The sequence below is a fragment of the Micromonospora sp. BRA006-A genome, assembly GCF_033433935.1.
In the GTDB taxonomy this organism is placed as follows: Bacteria; Actinomycetota; Actinomycetes; order Mycobacteriales; family Micromonosporaceae; genus Micromonospora; species Micromonospora aurantiaca.
Genome location: NZ_JANCLW010000001.1, coordinates 112,778 through 128,458, shown reverse-complemented (window position 1 = coordinate 128,458; position 15,681 = coordinate 112,778). Strand labels below are relative to the sequence as shown.

Here is a 15,681-nt window from a genome sequence, read left to right as displayed (position 1 = left end):
GTAAGCGACCGCACCATAAGTTGAGTGAACTTGACTCAATAGTGCCACGCGATCGCCAATCCGCAAGTCGGGGTTGAGCCGACCCGGCGCAACCCGACCGTTACTACTGTCCGGTTGTCTTACCTTGCGTCGGTCGGGCACGCTTTAGCGGTGACGACGCATGGCGATTCCGCCACCCGTGCCGGCGCGCCCGCCGTCGCAGCCCGCACCGGGCCCACCACGGGCGACGACCAGCCTGCTCACGCCGCCGACGGCCTGCCCGCCGCGCTCACCGGCCTGCGCGCGGCGATCGGTGCGGCCCGCTTCCCGCTCGCCCTTCCCTCGGCCGAGCCGGCCCGGCACGCCGCCACCAGCCTCACCGACCAGCTCGACGACTACCTGCTGCCCCGGCTCGCCCGGCTCGACGCCCCGCTCCTGGTGGTCGTCGGCGGTTCCACCGGCGCCGGCAAGTCGACACTCGTCAACAGCCTGGTCCAGGCTCGGGTCAGCGCGGCGGGCGTGCTCCGCCCCACCACCCGCTCCCCGGTGCTGGTGTGCAGCCCGACCGACGCGGCCTGGTTCCGGCAGGGTGAACTGCTGCCCGGCCTGACCCGGACCACCGAGCCGAGCGAGCAGCCGGGCACCCTGCACCTGGTCACCGCGCCGGCGCTGCCGCCCGGCCTGGCCTTCCTCGACGCGCCCGACATCGACTCGGTGGTCGACGCCAACCGGGCGCTCGCCGGGCAGCTGCTCGCCGCCGCCGACCTCTGGCTGTTCGTCACCACCGCCGCCCGGTACGCCGACGCCGTCCCCTGGGAACTGCTGCGCAGCGCCCGCGCCCGGGGCACAGCAGTGGCGATGGTGCTGGACCGGGTCCCCCCGGAGGCCGCCGACGAGGTCGCCGCCCACCTGTCCGAGATGCTCGCCGAGCAGGAGCTGGGCGCCTCGCCGCTGTTCGTGCTGCCGGAGACCTGGGTGGACGGGCAGGGGCTGCTGCCGGACCGGATCACCGCGCCGCTGAGCGACTGGTTCGCCCGGCTCGCCGCCGACTCCGAGGCCCGCGCCGCGGTGGTCCGGCAGACGCTCGACGGCGCGCTGGCCGCGCTGCACCCGGTGGTGGAGGCGCTGGCCGAGGCCGCCGACGAGCAGGTGAGCGCCGCCGACGCGCTGGACGAGCGGGTCCAGGCCGCGTACCGGAGCGCGGAGCGCAGCGTCGACCAGGGGCTCAGGGACGGCCGGCTGCTGCGCGGCGAGGTGCTCGCGCGCTGGCAGGAGTTCATCGGCACCGGCGACTTCTTCCGCGGGCTGGAGGCCCGCATCGGGCGGCTGCGCGACCGGGTGGTCGCGGCGGTCACCGGGCGGCCCGCTCCGGCCGCGGAACTGCGTACCGCGATCGAGTCCCAGCTCGTCACGCTGCTGCGCGGGGTGGCCGCCGAGGCGGCGGAGAACGCGTACACCGGTTGGAAGGCGCACCCGGCGGGTGCGGCGCTGCTGGAGCCGGACCTGGCCCACCCTTCTGCCGATCTGCCGGAGCGGGCCGAGCAACTGGTCCGCGACTGGCAGCGCGGCGTGCTGGAGCTGGTCCGGGTCGAGGGCGGCGACCGGCGGTTCGTTGCCCGGACGGCCGCGTACGCGGTGAACGCCACCGGTCTCGCCGTCATGATCGGCGTGTTCGCCTCCACCGCGTTCATCCCGACCGGCCTGGAGGTCGCTGCGGGCACCGGTACGGCGGTGGCCGGGCAGACGGTGCTCCAGGCGATCTTCGGCGACCAGGCGGTCCGCAACCTGGCCCGCAAGGCCCGCGTCGACCTGCTCGACCGGGTCGGCAAGCTGCTGGCCGAGGAGGCCGAGCGCTACCTGAGCCGCACCGAGGCCGAGCGCCCCGCCGCCAACGCCGGCGCTGCGCTGCGCTGGGCCGCCGTCGAGGTCGAGCGGGCCCGGCACCGCAGCGGGCTGTTCCCCACGAACACCGAGCAGGACGGTCGCCCGTGAGCGCGAGGAGTGAGCCGATCTTGCGAGCCCCGCAGTCGCGAACGAGGATGACACCGTGAGCAACGTCGTCGGACGGATGCGTGACGCGCTGCGCGGCGAGCAGCGGGTCGACCCGGACGTGCTGATCGAGCGCCTCCAGGCGATCCAGCGGTTCCTGGCCGCGGTGGACGGCCACGTGCCCGACGCCCAGCTCGTCGCCGCGCACACGGTGGTCGAGCGCGCCGGTGACCGGCTCGCGCTCTCCGGCCGGCACACCGTGGTCGCGCTCGCCGGCGCGACCGGCAGCGGCAAGTCGAGCCTGTTCAACTCGCTGGCCCGGCTGGACCTCTCGCCGGTGGGCGTACGCCGGCCCACGACGGGTGTCGCGCACGCCTGTGTGTGGGGTCCGCTCGACGGCGCGGTCCGCCTGCTCGACTGGGTCGGCGTGCTGCCCCGGCACCGGTTCGTCCGGGAGAGCCCGCTGGACGCCGACGACGAGTCCGGGCTGCACGGCCTCGTCCTGCTCGACCTGCCCGACTTCGACTCGGTGCAACACGGCCACCGGCTGGAGGTGGACCGCCTGCTCGGCCTGGTCGACCTGGTGGTCTGGGTGGTCGACCCGCAGAAGTACGCCGACCGCGTGATCCACACCAGCTACCTGCGCGAGTTCCACAGGCACAAGGACGTCACCGTCGTGGTGCTCAACCAGGCCGACCGGCTGCACCCGACCGAGCTGCCGAAGGTCCTCGACGACCTGCGCCGGCTGCTCGACGCCGACGGGCTGGGCGGGGTGCCGCTGCTGCCGACCGTCGCGGTGGACCCGAACGGGCTGGAGGGGCTGCGGACCGAGCTGGAGCGTACGGTCGCCGAACGGCAGGCCGCGCTGCGCCGGCTCTCCGGCGACGTGGACGCCGTGGTGGCCGATCTCGAACCGCTCGTGGGGCCGGAACCGCCCCGCACCCGGCCCGGTGACGCCTCGGCGCAGGAGCTGACCCGGGCACTCGCCGGGGCGGCCGGGGTGCCGACAGTGGCGGCGGCGGTCGAGGGCGCGTACCGGCACCGGGCGGTCGGCAACACCGGCTGGCCGCTGCTGCGGAGCTGGCGCAAGCTGCGGCCGGATCCGCTGCGCCGGCTGCACCTGTCCGGGCGGGACCCGGACGCGGCGGCGGAGAGCCTGGTCGCTGCCACCTCCGTACCCGATCCGACAGCCGCGCAGCGCTCCGCCGTCACGCTGGCGATCCGCGCGGTGGCCGAGCGGTCCGCGAGCGGCCTGCCGGCGCCGTGGCCGGCCGCGGTGACCGCCGCGGCCCGGGCCCGGCAGGCCGACCTGCCGGGCGCGCTCGACCACGCGGTCGCCGCGACCGACCTGGGCATGGACCGGCGGCCCGCGTGGTGGCGGGTGGTCGGCGCGCTCCAGTGGGTGGTCACCCTCGCCGCGCTGGCCGGCCTGGTCTGGCTGCTCGTCGGGTACGCGGTGCGCCTGCTCGGCCTGCCGCCGCTGGAGCACCCGGCGCTCGGCGTGGTGCCCTGGCCCACGGTCCTGCTGCTCGGCGGCCTGCTGGCCGGGCTGCTGATCGCGGCGGTGACCCGGCCGGTCATCGGGTGGGCGGCCCGGCGGGCCCGGGCGCGGGCCGAGCAACGCCTGCTCACGTCGGTGGGCAGCGTTTCCGAGAAGTACGTGCTGGACCCGGTCTGGGCGGTGCTGGCGCGCTACGGCACGGCCCGGGACGCGCTGCGCGAGGCGGGACGGCACTGAACCCGGCGTGCTGACCGGTGTGGGGGCGGCCGGTGCGGCGTAGGGTCGATGCATGGCCACGCCACAGACCCCCTACGACGCGGTGCTGCACGCCGCGCGCGACGTGACGAGGCTCGACTCGGCCCTGGACGCGGAGATGCTCGGCGCCGCGTTGCTGGGCAGCGTCTACGCCGTCGCGGAGCACGACCGGGAGCAGGCCGTCCGCGAGTTCGTCAGCGGCTTCCTCGCCGCCACGTCCCGGCGCCGCAGCGCCGCCGCGACCACCCTGCGAGCCGTCTTCGCCGCGCTGGTGCCCGACGCCGAGGGCGCCGCCCGGGTCCGGCCCGGGGCGTACGCCCCGTCGTGGGCCGGCCAGCTCGGCCGGGTGCGCGTCACCGGCGCTTGGGCGTACGGCGACGTGTACGGCGACCAGACCTCCTACCTCGCCACGTTCGCGTACGACGACGAGGAGGAGGGCGGCCCGGAGCACGCCCTGGTGGCCCTCGTCGACCACAACATCGGCATCACCAAGGACGTCTTCGTCGGCGGCCCGGCCGGACGGATCGTCGAGCAGGCCCGGGAGATCTGCACCGAGGACGAGTTCACCTGGTTCCGCACCGAGGACCCGGCCCGGATGCACGCCGAGGTGAGCCGCCACCTGGCGGTCACCGACGACCTCACCGAGCTGCCCGCACAGGGCTCGCTCGCCACCGACCGGGCGCTCGTGGGCGCCCGGCTGGCCGTACTCCCGGGGCCGACGCCGCCGGCCGGTCCGGCGGTCGTGCCGCCACCCACCGACGAGGAGCGCACCCGCCTGGTGCGCGCCTTCCTCGACTCACCCGAGGCGACCCGGTTCGGGCTGCCCGAGGTGGCCGACGGCGAGCTGGCCTCGCTGCACTTCTGCCTCGGCCTGCTGCTCGACCACGCGGCCAGCTTCCCGGATGCCGACCCGATGCGGTGGAGCCCGATGGTGGCCGAGCTGTTCCTGCTCGACTGGGTGCACCGCCGGGCCGTGCTGGACATGGACGACGCGGCGATGCTGCCCCGGGTGCTGCGCGCCTGGGCGGCGTACGCGGCCCGGCAGCGCGGGCTGTCGCAGTCCGCCGCCGCCCGCACGGACGAGGCGATCACCGAGATGGTCCCGGAGTTCGCACGGCTCTACAGCACCGGTGAGCGGCGCAGCCCGGCCACCGCGGCAGTGGCCCAGCTCATGGCGGACGGGGTGGACCCGGACGACCCGGAGGCGCTGAACGCCTGGATCGAGGCGAACCGCCACCGCCTCACCGACGACCCGGCCTAGGCTTTCGCGCCGCATGATCGCCGCCACCTCGGCGAGGTGGCGGCATCAGGCCGCCCGGGACCACACCACCAACCCGGAGTGGTGCCGATCATGCGAGAACCGACTCGCTCCTCGCTTGATCCACACCAGCTCGGCGAAGTGGCGGCATCAGGCCGGCCGGAACCACACCACCACGCCGTAATGGTGTCGATCATGCGCCTGCCTGTGTTCCGACCACCCCGCCCAGACACGAGTGGGGCATGCCCCCGACCCCTCGTTGATCCACACCAGCTCGGCGAAGTGGGTGCATCGGGGCAGCCGGGACTGCACCACTACGCCGGAGTGGTGTCGATCATGAGGTGTGGGAAACCGACGGGCTGGCCGGGCCGGACGGGTCGGCAGGACCGGACGGGTCTGGTGGACCGGACGTACCCGATGGGCCGGAGGGCTCGGACGTCGGTTCCGACGAGGGCTCGGAGGTGGGCGTCGGCTCGGCGGTCGTGGCGGACGGCTCGGGGCTCGGGCTCGGCTCGGGCGTCGGCGTGGCCGGCTCCGACGGCGAGTGCGACGGCGACGGCGAGGGCACCGGCGACGGGCGCGGCGGGCGGACCGGGGTGGGCCGGACCGGCGCGGCCGGCGGCGGGGGCGCGGCGACCGGGCGGGACCGGTGCCGGGAGCCGAGGTCACTGTCGTCGGGCAGGGCCGGCGCCGCCGGGAGCGCCGGCCGCGCCGGGGGCACCGATGTCACGTCGACGGCGGGCGTGGACGGCGCCGGGGCCTGGGTGCCCTGGGGCATCGGGATGACCACCGGGCCGACCGAGGGCGTCGGCAGGAACGGGGTGCTGGTGTCGGGCAGGGCGCTGTTGCCGACGGTGGCGGAGCCGGTGCTGATCGCGGCGAGGATCGGCATCGACGCGGTGCCGGCGAGCAACGCCACGGTGAGCAGGTAGCCACGGCTGGGACCGCCGGTCCCGGTGGCGCGGTGGGCGCCCACGACCCGGCGGTACGGGGAGGCGGGCAGTGCCCGGTGCCGGCCGAGGAAGGGCGTACCGGGCGGACCCTCTGGTTCGGACACCGGCACACTCCTCACGCACGGACGGACAAGAGCACGCGCGGATATTCGGACAAATGCCGCGCAACAGCTCACCGCAAGCTTGACCCAGTGACGCTCAGTTCACCAGCCGCAACCGCGTGTCGACACACATTTTGTACGTCGCCCGCATCCACCACTGCGGACAAAAGCGCCTATCCGTCGTGAACACGATCGAACCGCACTGGCGAGGGAGGCCATACTGTGGGCCCGCTCACCTCCTCTGCAATCATTCAGACACGACGGCAACGCAGCCGCCACCTCCGCGTACCCCGCGGCTGGTGCGGAACGGCGCCGGCGCTCCCGGGCCTGGGTCTGTCCCCGACCGACTCCGGCTCACGCCGCGCGGCAACCCCTACCGGGGTCAGGCGCGGTCGCCAGGGACCGACCCGGCACCAGCCGGGCGGGCGCACGAGGTGCTCGGCTCGGGTAACCCCCGGCGCCGGCGCAGACAGACAGGGAGAGACGGATGGCAAAGGGCGACCCCGGGGCCGCCACCCGCAGCAAGCGGGCCGCACCCCGAACCAGACGCGCCGCCGCGACCGGTGAACCGGAACTCGTACAACTGCTCACCCCCGAGGGTGAGCGGATCGAGAGCGCGCTCGGCCCGGACGGGACCGAGTACCGCGTCGACTTCACCGACGAGGAGTACCGCGGGCTGTACCGCGACCTCGTGCTGGTCCGCAAGCTGGACGCCGAGGCCACCGCTCTGCAGCGCCAGGGCGAGCTGGGACTGTGGGCCAGCCTGCTGGGCCAGGAGGCCGCGCAGGTCGGCTCCGGCCGGGCCCTGCGTACGCAGGACATGGCCTTCCCTACCTACCGCGAGCACGGCGTGCTCTACTGCCGCGGCATCGACCCGATCATGCCGCTGGGCCTGTTCCGCGGCGTCGACCAGGGCGGCTGGGACCCGAACGAGTTCAAGTTCAACATGTACACGATCGTGATCGGGGCGCAGACCCTGCACGCCACCGGGTACGCCATGGGTGTCGCCATGGACGGCAAGACCGGCGGCGAGGACGGCGAGGCGGTCATCGCCTACTTCGGCGACGGCGCCACCAGCCAGGGCGACGTCAACGAGTCGTTCGTCTGGGCCAGCGTCTTCAACGCCCCGCTGGTGTTCTTCTGCCAGAACAACCAGTACGCCATCTCCGAGCCGCTGGAGCGGCAGACCCGGGTGCCGCTGTACCGGCGGGCCGGCGGGTTCGGCTTCCCCGGCGTCCGGGTGGACGGCAACGACGTGCTCGCGTCGTACGCGGTGACCCGGCACGCGCTGGACAACGCGCGCAACGGCCAGGGCCCGAGCCTGATCGAGGCGTACACCTACCGGATGGGCGCGCACACCACCTCCGACGACCCGACCCGCTACCGCATCGCCAGCGAGGTCGAGGCGTGGCAGGCGAAGGATCCGATCGCCCGGATGAAGGCGTTCCTGACCAAGCAGAAGATCGCCGACGAGTCGTTCTTCACCGCTGTCGACGAGCAGGCCCGCACCGAGTCGGTGCACCTGCGCGAGCGCGTGCTCGCCATGCCCGACCCGCAGCCGGTGACCATGTTCGACCACGTCTACCCCAACGGCTCTCCCGAACTGGACGAGCAGCGGGCCCGGTTCACGCAGTACATGGAGTCCTTCGAGGGGAGCGCGCACTGATGGCCACGGAGACGCTCACTCTCGGCAAGGCACTGAACACCGGCCTGCGGCGGGCCCTGGAGAACGACCCCAAGGTCGTCATCATGGGCGAGGACGTCGGCAAGCTCGGCGGCGTGTTCCGGATCACCGACGGCCTCCAGAAGGACTTCGGCGACCAGCGCGTGATCGACACCCCGCTGGCCGAGTCCGGCATCATCGGCACCGCCGTCGGCCTCGCCATCCGCGGTTTCCGGCCGGTCTGCGAGATCCAGTTCGACGGCTTCGTCTACCCCGCGTACGACCAGATCGTGTCGCAGGTGGCGAAGATGCACTACCGCTCGCAGGGCAAGGTGCGGATCCCGATGGTCATCCGCATCCCGTTCGGCGGCGGCATCGGCGCCGTCGAGCACCACTCCGAGTCGCCCGAGGCGTACTTCGCGCACACCGCCGGTCTCAAGGTGGTGAGCTGCGCGAACCCGCAGGACGCGTACGTGATGATCCAGCAGGCGATCGCGTCGGACGACCCGATCGTGTTCCTGGAGCCGAAGCGGCGCTACTGGGAGAAGGGTCCGGTGGACCTGGACGCGCCGATCGCCGACGCGTACCCGCTGCACTCGGCCCGGGTCGCGCGGCCCGGCACCGACGCGACGGTGCTGGCGTACGGCCCGATGGTCCGCACCGCGCTCGACGCGGCCACCGCCGCCGCCGAGGACGGCCGCGAGCTGGAGGTCATCGACCTGCGGACGATCTCGCCGCTGGACCTGACCGCCGCGTACGAGTCGGTGCGGCGCACCGGCCGCTGCGTGGTCGTGCACGAGGCCCCGGGCAACCTGGGTCTCGGGTCGGAGATCGCGGCCCGGATCACCGAGGAGTGCTTCTACTCCCTGGAGTCCCCGGTGCTGCGGGTGACCGGCTTCGACACCCCCTACCCGGCCGCCCGGGTGGAGGAGGAGTACCTGCCCGACCTGGACCGGGTGCTCGACGCCGTCGACCGCACGTTCGGCTGGTGAGCGGCATGTCCCGGATCAAGGAGTTCAACCTTCCCGACCTGGGCGAGGGCCTGACCGAGGGCGAGATCCTCGCCTGGCTGGTCAAGGTCGGCGACGACATCGAGCTGAACCAGCCGATCGTCGAGGTCGAGACCGCCAAGGCGGCGGTCGAGATCCCGGCGAAGTGGGCCGGACGGGTGCAGGCGATCTTCCACCCGGAGGGGTCGACGGTCGAGGTCGGCGTGCCGATCATCGCGATCGACACCGACCCGAACGCCGGGCCGATCGAGGAGTCGACGACCGCGACCTCCGCGTCGGACCTGCCCGCACCGTCTGCCGCGTCGCTCGCCGCGGTCCAGGTCGCGCCCGCCGAGGGCATGGTCGAGCCGGGCCTGATCGGTGGCGTGGCGCCGGGTGGGCGTACCGCCGTGCTGGTCGGCTACGGCCCGCGCAACGCCCCGGCCAAGCGCCGTCCCCGCAAGGGCGACGCGCCGGCGGCGGCACCGGCTCAGGCCGCCGCTCCGGTGGCACCCGCGCCTGTCGCGCCCACGCCGGTGGCGCCCGCTCCGGCGCCGGCGGTCAACGGCAACGGCCGGGTCTCCGGCCCGGTGCTGGCCAAGCCACCGGTCCGCAAGCTGGCGAAGGATCTCGGCATCGACCTGGCCACGCTCACCGGCTCGGGTCCGCTCGGCTCGATCACCCGTGAGGACGTACAGCGGGCGGCGAGCGCGACCCCGGCGGCGGCCGAGCCGCTGACGGTCGCGGCACCGGCCGCGTCGGCGGCGAGCTTCGGCGCGGACCGCGAGCAGCGCATCCCGGTCAAGGGGGTACGCAAGCTCACCGCGGAGAACATGGCCCGCTCGGCGTTCACCGCCCCGCACGTGACGGAGTTCCTGACCGTCGACGTGACCCGGGCGATGAAGGCGCTGGACCGGCTGCGTGACCGGCGCGAGTGGCGGGACGTGCGCGTCTCGCCGCTGCTGCTGGTCGCCAAGGCGGTGCTCCTGGCGGTCAAGCGGCACCCGATGGTCAACTCGACCTGGGCCGGCGACGAGATCGTGGTGAAGGAGTACGTCAACCTCGGCATCGCGGCGGCCACCGAGCGCGGCCTGATCGTGCCGAACATCAAGGACGCCGGGCGGCTCTCGCTGCGCGAGCTGGCGGACGCGATGACGGAACTGGTGCAGACCGCGAAGTCGGGCAAGACGTCCCCGGCGGACATGTCCGGCGGCACGCTCACCATCACCAACGTCGGCGTCTTCGGCGTCGACACCGGTACGCCGATCCTGCCCCCGGGCGAGTCGGCGATCCTCGCCTTCGGCGCGGTACGGGAGCAGCCGTGGGTGCACAAGGGCAAGGTGAAGCCGCGCCTGGTGACCACGCTGGGCCTGTCCTTCGACCACCGGATCATCGACGGTGAGCTGGGCTCGAAGTTCCTCCGCGACATCGGGGAGTTCCTGGCCGACCCGGAGGCGGCGCTGCTCGCCTGGACCTGACGAACCACCGCTCCGGTCACGGCCGGTGTGCCACGGGTGAACGCCCGGCACACCGGCCGTGGCCGTTGTGGGAACGGAATCATAGGATTCAGGGGCGGATGGACCTACGATCCGTAGGTACGTGGTTCAGCTCACCTAATAATCGATGGCAATGGCGGCCTCGGTGCGCTTAAATAGAGACATCAAGGGGCTGACAACCGAATAGCCAGGAGGAGAGACCCAAGATGAGCATGATCGAGCGAATCCGCACCCGCCGCGACGCCAACCGCCGCGCCCGCGCCATCGAGCACGCGCTGCGTTCCGCCAACTCGCCCGCGGTCCGCGAGGAGCTTCTCGCCATCGCCCAGCGTCACATGAGCTGACGCCACAGACCTTTCTCACCTCCTCCAGTCCGAAGACCCGCCCGACTCCGGGCGGGTCTTCGGCGTACCGGCATCGGTCGGCACCGGGATTCCACCTCGCTTCACCGCCCGGTACGGTTGGCACGGTCGCCAACCGGCTGACTCCGGACGGACACGAGGCAGTGAAACCCATCGACGTCGTCCGGTGACTTTCGGTGACCGCTGATGCTCCCCCGAGCGGCCTCGGGCGACCACCGGATACGGTGCGGGGAGCCCGCACGGCCGGTACCCGCCGGCGACGCCGGTAGTCGTGCCGACGGTTCTCCCGACCGGCATCGGCGGCCGACCTGTGATGGAGGAGGCGCACCCATGACGTCCGAGGCTCCGCACCGCCCCGGCCAGGAGCCGGGCGAGGTGTCGCCGGGCACCGGCGGACCGGTGCCGTACGGCGATCAGCCGGCGCAGCAGGACAACGGGTACAACGGCGCACCCGACCTCGGCTGGGCACCGCCCCCGCCGGCCGGTCGGCCCGCGCAACCGGCCCCGGCCTGGGCCGCGAACGACGACCAGCCACCCGCGTGGGCCCCGCCCGCCGGGCAGCCGGTGACCGGGCGGGCGACCGCCCAGGTTCCGCAGCCCGCCTGGGGCGGCAACGACCAGGGCAACCCGGCCTGGTCCGGCTCCGGTGGCCCCGCCTGGGGCAACCAGGAGCAGCCCGGCCCTGATCGCGGCGCCGAGCAGGCGCCGCCCGCCTGGGCCGCCACGCCGCCGGGCAGCCCGGCCGAGCCGTCGCAGACCCCCTGGGCCGCCGCCGAGCAGAACCGTCAGGGGTGGAACGCCGGCGAGCAGCAGCAGGGCTGGTCGCCGTCCGGTGACCCGGCCGCCCGCGGCACCGGTTACGTGCCCGCCCCGGCCACCGTGCCGAACGAGACCTGGGTCACGCCCGCCCCCGCTGACGACCCGCACCGCTCCGGCGGCTTCGCGCCCACCGGCGGGCAGCACGAGGACGCCTCCGGTCGCGCCGGTGGCTGGGCCGCCGCGCAGCAGCAGCAGCAGCAGGACGACCCGAACCGCTCCGGCGGCTGGAACCCGCGCGACGAGCAGCCCGCCGCGTCCGACGACCCGAACCGCTCGGGCGGCTGGAACCCGCGGGAGAGCCAGCCGGCCTGGGCGCCGGGTCAGCAGACCGGCGCCACCTGGCCACCGGCCGACCCGCCCGCCCGGGCCGCCGCAGCGGTCTCGGTGCCCGGCGCCGCCCGGCCGGACAACGCCTGGTCCACTCCGGAGCAGTCCGATCAGGACAACCGCTCGGCCGAGGACAGCGGCGGCTGGCGCGCGACCGGCGGGCCGCAGCACGACGAGGGACAGCGTTCCGGCGGCTGGCCCGCCCCGCAGGCCGAGAACCGGTCCGGCGGCTGGGACGAGCCCGCCCGCACCGAGGATCCGGACCGTTCGGGCGGCTGGGCCGCCGGGCGCGCCGCGAACCCCGCCGAGGCGGCACAGCCGGGCGGCTGGGAGCCGAACCAGGGCCGGCAGCCCGGCGGCTGGGGTGACGGCGCCGCCGTACCGCAGCAGCGTGACGGCGGTGAACAGGGCGGCGCCTGGAGCGGCGCGGCATCCGTACCGCAGCAGCACGAGCCCGCGCGGCCGTCGGACGAGCCCGCGCAGCCCGCCTGGGGCGCCGCTGCGCCGGCCGAGGCCCGCGCGAGCGTGTCCGTGCCGCCGTCCGACGCGCCCGCCGGCTGGGGCGGCAACCAGGACGAGCGTCCGGCCGCACCGTCGCCCGAGCCGTGGCCGCAGGCCGAGGCGTGGGGCCGGGCCGAGGACTCCGCCCCGGCCTACCAGCCCGCGCCCGCGCCGGGCATCTCCCCCGGCAACGCGGTGCCGCTGCCGGCACAGCAGCAGCGGGTGCCGGGCGCCGCGCTGGCCGCGTCGTCGCCCGCCGACCACCCGGGCACCGAACCCCAGGGGTACGAGCCGGAGCGCGGCGACGGCGGCTGGAACGAGCCGCAGTCACCGGCCGTGCCCGGGCCGCGTACCTCCCCGGAGGGCGGCCCGGTCTCGGCGAGCGCGTCGGTGCCGGTGGCCAGCCGGGTCACCCCGCCGTCCGACCAACCGCTGCCGACCGGCGGCCCCACGCCGCAGCCCCGCGTGTACGGCCGGCCCGCCCGCCCGGAGCCCGAGGACGCCCCCGAGCAGGACGAGTCCCGGTTCCCCGGCCAGGACGGGCCGCACGGCAACGGTTTCCCCGGCCCGCAGTCGCGGTCCGAGGACGCCGACGGTCCGCACGGGTACGCCGGAGCGCCCTCCTCACCCGCCGCGCCGCCGTCGTTCCCGGTGGGCGTGCCGTCCTTCGTGGACCCGCCCGGCAACACCCGCCCCGCAAACGGCGTGCACCCGGGCGGCGAGCAGCCCGACGCCTCCCGTGACCCGTTCGGCGGCCCGCAGAGCCCGTACGGCGCTCCCGGCGGCCAGGACGCGTTCAGCGGCCCGGGTGGCCGGCCGGACCCGTTCGGTGGCCCGGGCGGCCAGCCCGAGCCGTTCGGCGCGCAGGGTGGTCAGCAGGACCCGTTCGGTGGCCCCGGCGGCCAGCAGGATCCGTTCGGTGGACAGCAGGCGCCGTTCGGCAGCCCGGCCGGCCGGCCCGAGCCGTTCGGCGAGCCGGACCGGTTCGGCCCGTCGGCCGGGGGACGCGCCTCGGTCGCGGTGCCCGGCCAGGGCCCGGCGGGTCCGAACGCCTTCCCGCCGCCCCAGCAGGCACCGCCGGCCTGGGCGCAGGACGGTCCCGGCGCCGAGCCGGAGCAGGGCCGTTTCGACGCGTTCAAGCCGGACGCCGCCGAGTCGCAGACCGAGGCACCCCCGCCGAAGGTCCGCAACGGCCGGGTGCTCGCCGCAGTGCTGATCGCGGCGGTGCTCATCCTCGCCGTACCGCTGGGTCTGCTGACGCTGCTCGGCAAGGTCGGCGGCGACAAGTCCGCGGGCTTCGACCCGGCGGTCGGCTCCTGTGTGAAGCAGTCCGGCACGAGCGCCGTGGCCGCCGACTGCGGCGAGCCTGGCGCGTTCAGCGTGGTGTCGAAGGTGGACAACAAGGACAAGTGCGCCGATCTGTCGCAGCCCTCGGTCTCGGTCGAGGGCGGCGGGACCACCCGGGTGCTCTGCCTGAAGCCCGCCGGCCAGTAACCGCACGTACGCGGAGCGTCCACCCCTCGACGGGGTGGGCGCTCCGCGCCGTTCCGGTGTGCGTCTGTTCACCAGGGGATCGCCGGGAGCGCGCCCGGCCGGTGCGGCACGATGGGGGCATGAGCGCACGCGTACGGGCACCGGAACTGCGGGGTCGGGCCTGGCTGAACACCGGCGGCAGGGCCGTCACGCTGGCCGACCTGCGCGGCAAGATCGTTCTGCTTGATTTCTGGACGTTCTGCTGCATCAACTGCCTGCACGTGCTCGACGAGCTGCGCCCGCTCGAAGAGAAGTACGGCGACGTCCTGGTCGTGATCGGCGTGCACTCGCCGAAGTTCGAGCACGAGAAGGATCCGGCGGCGCTGGCTGCGGCCGTGGAGCGGTACGGCGTGCACCACCCGGTGCTCGACGACGCCGAGATGGACATGTGGCAGCAGTACGCGGCCAAGGCGTGGCCGACGCTCGCCGTGGTCGACCCCGAGGGCTACGTGGTCGCCACCATGGCCGGCGAGGGGCACGCCGAAGGGCTGGCCCGGCTGATCGACGAGTTGATCGCCGGCCACGAGGCGAAGGGCACGCTGCACCGGGGCGAGGGCCCGTACGTGCCGCCGGCCGAGCCGGACACCGTGCTGCGGTTCCCCGGCAAGGCGCTGCCGCTCGACGGCGGGAACCTGCTGGTCAGCGACTCGGCTCGGCACTCACTGGTCGAGCTGGCCGCCGACGGCGAGACGGTGGTCCGTCGCATCGGCGCCGGTTCCCGGGGTCGTACGGACGGCCCGGCATCCGCCGCCACGTTCGCCGAGCCGCAGGGGCTCTGCCTGCTGCCGCCCCACGTGGCCGAGGTGGCCGGTTACGACGTGGTCGTCGCGGACACCGTCAACCACCTGCTGCGCGGCGTACGGCTGTCCTCCGGCGAGGTGGTCACCGTGGCCGGCACCGGGCGGCAGTGGCGCTCGACAGTCGACGACCACGCGCACGACGCCCGCGCCGTCGACCTGTCCTCCCCCTGGGACGTGGCCTGGTACGACGACCGGGTGATCGTGGCGATGGCCGGCATCCACCAGCTCTGGTGGTTCGACCCGGTGAAGCGGACCGCCGGCATGTACGCCGGGACCACTGTCGAGGCGCTGCGCGACGGTCCGCTGCCGGACGTGTGGATGGCCCAGCCGTCCGGGTTGTCGGTCTCGGCCGACGGCGCCCGCCTCTGGGTGGCCGACAGCGAGACCAGCGCGATCCGGTGGATCTCCGGCGGCGAGATGCACACCGCCGTCGGTCAGGGCCTGTTCGACTTCGGGCACGTCGACGGCCCGGCCGACCAGGCGTTGCTCCAGCACCCGCTGGGCGTGTGCGCGCTGCCCGACGGCTCGGTGCTGATCGCCGACACGTACAACGGGGCGGTGCGCCGCTTCGACCCGGAGACCGGCCAGGTGGGCACCGTGGCGGACGGGCTGGCCGAGCCGAGCGACCTGGTGCTCACCGGTGAGGGCGACGTGCTGGTGGTCGAATCGGCCGCGCACCGGCTGACCCGGCTGGCGCCGGGCGCGCTGACGTCGGCCGGCGCGAACACCGTGGACGGCCCTCGGCACCGGCTGGAGCGCAAGCCCACCGACGTGGCGGCCGGGGAGCTGACGCTCGACGTGATCTTCACGCCGGCGCCGGGCCAGAAGCTCGACGAGACGTACGGGCCGTCGACCCGGCTTGTGGTCTCGGCGTCCCCGCCGGAGCTGCTGGTCGAAGGCGCGGGCACGACCACCGACCTGTCCCGCAAGCTGGTGGTCAGCGGCGACGTGGCGCAGGGGGTGCTCCAGGTGACCGCCCAGGCGGCGACCTGCGACGCCGACGTGGAGCACGCGGCCTGCCACCTGACGCGGCAGGACTGGGGCGTGCCGGTCCGGGTGGTCACCGGTGGCGCGACCCGTGTGCCGCTGGTCCTGCGCGGGATGGACGCCTGACGGTACGTGTTAAGAAGGGCCCCTTCCTCTACCGGAGGCGTT

General features: G+C 74.5%; 10 protein-coding genes. 9 read left to right on the top strand and 1 reads right to left on the bottom strand.

The genetic code is table 11. From position 1 onward, the window contains the following. Window positions 1-150 precede the first annotated feature (150 nt). The 3 genes from NMK34_RS00640 (at window position 151) to NMK34_RS00630 (ending at window position 4,985) form a co-directional block, all read left to right on the top strand. Window positions 151-1,971 carry an ABC transporter gene (locus tag NMK34_RS00640; protein ID WP_318331792.1) on the top strand — a complete coding sequence of 607 codons (1,821 nt, stop codon included), beginning with the start codon at window positions 151-153 and terminating at the stop codon, window positions 1,969-1,971. Window positions 1,972-2,047: 76 nt separating this feature from the next. Beyond that, window positions 2,048-3,706 (top strand): GTPase, encoded by a 1,659-nt coding sequence (locus NMK34_RS00635; RefSeq protein ID WP_318336238.1) that lies wholly within the window; start codon window positions 2,048-2,050, stop codon window positions 3,704-3,706. A gap of 52 nt (window positions 3,707-3,758) precedes the next feature. After that, on the top strand, window positions 3,759-4,985 hold the full coding sequence (locus NMK34_RS00630) for a hypothetical protein (protein ID WP_318331791.1): 1,227 nt from the start codon (window positions 3,759-3,761) through the stop codon (window positions 4,983-4,985). Between the two features lie 331 nt (window positions 4,986-5,316). Here the strand turns inward: NMK34_RS00630 and NMK34_RS00625 are convergent, their stop codons facing one another. Further along, window positions 5,317-6,039, bottom strand: a complete 723-nt coding sequence (locus NMK34_RS00625) for a hypothetical protein (protein ID WP_318331790.1) — start codon at window positions 6,037-6,039, stop codon at window positions 5,317-5,319. A gap of 484 nt (window positions 6,040-6,523) precedes the next feature. Between NMK34_RS00625 and pdhA the strand changes: the two genes are divergently transcribed. The 6 genes from pdhA (at window position 6,524) to NMK34_RS00595 (ending at window position 15,639) form a co-directional block, all read left to right on the top strand. Beyond that, window positions 6,524-7,702 (top strand): pyruvate dehydrogenase (acetyl-transferring) E1 component subunit alpha, encoded by a 1,179-nt coding sequence (gene pdhA, locus NMK34_RS00620; RefSeq protein ID WP_013473399.1) that lies wholly within the window; start codon window positions 6,524-6,526, stop codon window positions 7,700-7,702. Further along, the gene (locus NMK34_RS00615; RefSeq protein ID WP_030269708.1) at window positions 7,702-8,691 is read left to right on the top strand and encodes an alpha-ketoacid dehydrogenase subunit beta; all 990 of its coding nucleotides are present in this window, start codon (window positions 7,702-7,704) and stop codon (window positions 8,689-8,691) included. The genes pdhA and NMK34_RS00615 overlap by 1 nt, the downstream gene beginning before the upstream one ends. A gap of 5 nt (window positions 8,692-8,696) precedes the next feature. Continuing rightward, window positions 8,697-10,166, top strand: coding sequence for a dihydrolipoamide acetyltransferase family protein (locus tag NMK34_RS00610; RefSeq protein ID WP_318336237.1), 1,470 nt, complete (start codon window positions 8,697-8,699; stop codon window positions 10,164-10,166). Window positions 10,167-10,390: 224 nt separating this feature from the next. After that, the gene (locus NMK34_RS00605; protein WP_013283356.1) at window positions 10,391-10,528 is read left to right on the top strand and encodes a hypothetical protein; all 138 of its coding nucleotides are present in this window, start codon (window positions 10,391-10,393) and stop codon (window positions 10,526-10,528) included. A gap of 348 nt (window positions 10,529-10,876) precedes the next feature. Further along, window positions 10,877-13,687, top strand: a complete 2,811-nt coding sequence (locus NMK34_RS00600) for a hypothetical protein (protein ID WP_318331789.1) — start codon at window positions 10,877-10,879, stop codon at window positions 13,685-13,687. A 119-nt stretch (window positions 13,688-13,806) separates the two neighbouring features. Further along, complete coding sequence (locus NMK34_RS00595) at window positions 13,807-15,639, top strand: NHL domain-containing thioredoxin family protein (RefSeq protein WP_318331788.1); 1,833 nt, start codon at window positions 13,807-13,809, stop codon at window positions 15,637-15,639. The last annotated feature ends 42 nt before the right edge of the window (window positions 15,640-15,681 follow it).